The 2206-nt window shown below is 74.9% G+C and carries 2 protein-coding genes; both read right to left on the bottom strand.

Going from position 1 to position 2206, the window contains the following annotated elements:
* Positions 1–314: 314 nt before the first annotated feature.
* Complete coding sequence (gene rpmE / locus HLB09_RS16065; protein ID WP_171204318.1) at positions 315–536, bottom strand: 50S ribosomal protein L31; 222 nt, start codon at positions 534–536, stop codon at positions 315–317.
* Between the two features lie 194 nt (positions 537–730).
* The coding region (gene rho, locus HLB09_RS16060) for a transcription termination factor Rho (RefSeq protein ID WP_171204317.1) at positions 731–2206 on the bottom strand (1476 nt) is incomplete at its 5' end.

Genomic DNA, 2206 nt, shown 5'->3' with positions numbered 1-2206 from the left:
GTCGGGCGCCCTGCGCCCTTGGGCGCCGCAGCAGCTGCCGACGTGGATGACGCCGACCCTGTCGGTCGTCGTCGCCTGCGCCGGCCTCGTCCGCGGCGCCGACCTCGTGCGCTCGCCGACGTCGACCTAGGAGCGGGGCGACGACGTCGCGCACGGGGACCTCCGGGGTCGCGGGCGGGGGGCTGGCTCCGGCGGGTGGCGGATGAGGAGCCGGCCGGGGCGGGTGGCGCGGACGGGACGCCCGGGAGGGGCCCGGACGCGACGACGGCGCCGGCCCGCCCAGCTGGGGGCGGACCGGCGCCGTCGGGGCGGGCCTACTTGGAGGCGCCGGCCTTCTTGCCGTAGCGCTGCTGGAACCGGGCCACGCGGCCGCCGGTGTCCAGGATCTTCTGCTTGCCCGTGTAGAACGGGTGGCACGCGGAGCAGACGTCGGCCTTGATCTCGCCGCTCTTGTCGGTGCTGCGCGTGGTGAACGTCTCGCCGCACGTGCACGACACCGTGGTCGTCACGTACTCGGGGTGCTGCCCGGCCTTCATCTGGTGCGTCCTCTCGTCGGTGCCCCGGGTCGTGCGGCGCTGGTCGCGCGAGCACGTGAACCGGGACGGCGCGGTCGATGGTGCCACGACCTCGACCACCCCCCACAACGCCGGGGGGCGCCTCGGCCTTCCCGCCGCCCGGGCGGGCCGGGCGGCGGGAGCGGGCGGGCGCTCGCCGCGCCCGCCCGCTGCGGTCAGCTCGGGGAGAGCTCGCTGCGCTGGTCCCCGCCCGGGCCCGAGGGCGCCGTCCGCTGGACCTGCATGAGGAACTCGGCGTTGCTGCCGGTCTCGCGCAGCTTGCCGAGCACGAGCTCGATGGCCTGGGTGGAGTCCAGGGCGCCGAGCACCCGGCGGAGCTTGTAGACGACCTTGAGCTCCTCGGCCGACATGAGGATCTCCTCGCGCCGCGTGCCGGAGGCGTTGACGTCGACCGCCGGGAAGATGCGCTTGTCGGCCAGGTGCCGCGCCAGGCGCAGCTCCATGTTCCCCGTGCCCTTGAACTCCTCGAAGATCACCTCGTCGGCCTTCGACCCCGTCTCGACGAGCGCCGAGGCGAGGATCGTCAGCGAGCCGCCGTGCTCGATGTTGCGGGCGGCGCCGAAGAAGCGCTTCGGCGGGTACAGCGCCGAGGCGTCGATGCCGCCGGACAGGATGCGCCCGGACGCCGGCGCCGAGGTGTTGTAGGCCCGCGAGAGGCGCGTCAGCGAGTCGAGCAGCACGACGACGTCGTGCCCCAGCTCGACGAGGCGCTTGGCCCGCTCGATGGCCAGCTCGGCGACCGTCGTGTGGTCGTCGGCGGGACGGTCGAAGGTCGAGGCGATGACCTCGCCCTTCACCGTCCGCTGCATGTCGGTGACCTCCTCGGGCCGCTCGTCGACGAGCACGACCATGAGGTGGACGTCCGGGTTGTTGCGCGTGATCGCGTTGGCGATCTGCTGCATGACGATCGTCTTGCCGGCCTTGGGCGGCGCGACGATCAGGCCGCGCTGGCCCTTGCCGATGGGCGCCACGAGGTCGATGACGCGCTGGGTGTAGTGACCGCGCTCGGTCTCCAGGCGCAGGCGGTCCTGCGGGTACAGCGGCGTGAGCTTGGTGAAGTCGGGGCGGCGGCGCGCCTCGTCCGGCTGCAGGCCGTTCACCGTGTCCACGCGCACCAGCGGGTTGAACTTCTGGGCCCGCTGCTGGCGCTGCTGGCGGCCGCTGCGGCCGCTCCCGCTCGGGGCGTCCTGCCCGTCGCCGTCGCCGTCGCCCTTCGCCCGGGCGCCGCCGGTGATGACGTCGCCCTTGCGCATGCCGTGCTTCTTGACCTGCGCGAGCGTCACGTAGACGTCGTTCGGCCCGGGCAGGTAGCCCGAGGTGCGCACGAAGGCGTAGCTGTCGAGGACGTCGAGGACGCCCGCCACCGGCACGAGGACGTCGCCCTCGGACACCTCCGGCTCGGCGTCGGGCGCCGGCCCGCCGCCGGGAGCGCTCTCGCCGCGGCCGCGGCGCTTGCGGTCGCGGTAGCGGCCGCGACGACCGCGGCGGCCGCCGAGCTCGTCATCGTCGTCCTGCCCGCCGGAGCGGTCCTGCCGGTCCTGCTGGCCCTGGCCGGCGCCGCGGTCCTGCCGGTCCCCGCGCTCCTGGCGCTCGCCCCGCTCGGGGCGGTCGTCGCGGCCGCGGTCCTGGCG

The organism is Pseudokineococcus marinus (assembly GCF_013004605.1).
Taxonomy (GTDB): Bacteria; Actinomycetota; Actinomycetes; order Actinomycetales; family Quadrisphaeraceae; genus Pseudokineococcus; species Pseudokineococcus marinus.
Note: the sequence above shows the minus strand (reverse complement) of the source record. Positions and strands in the feature narration are given on the sequence as shown.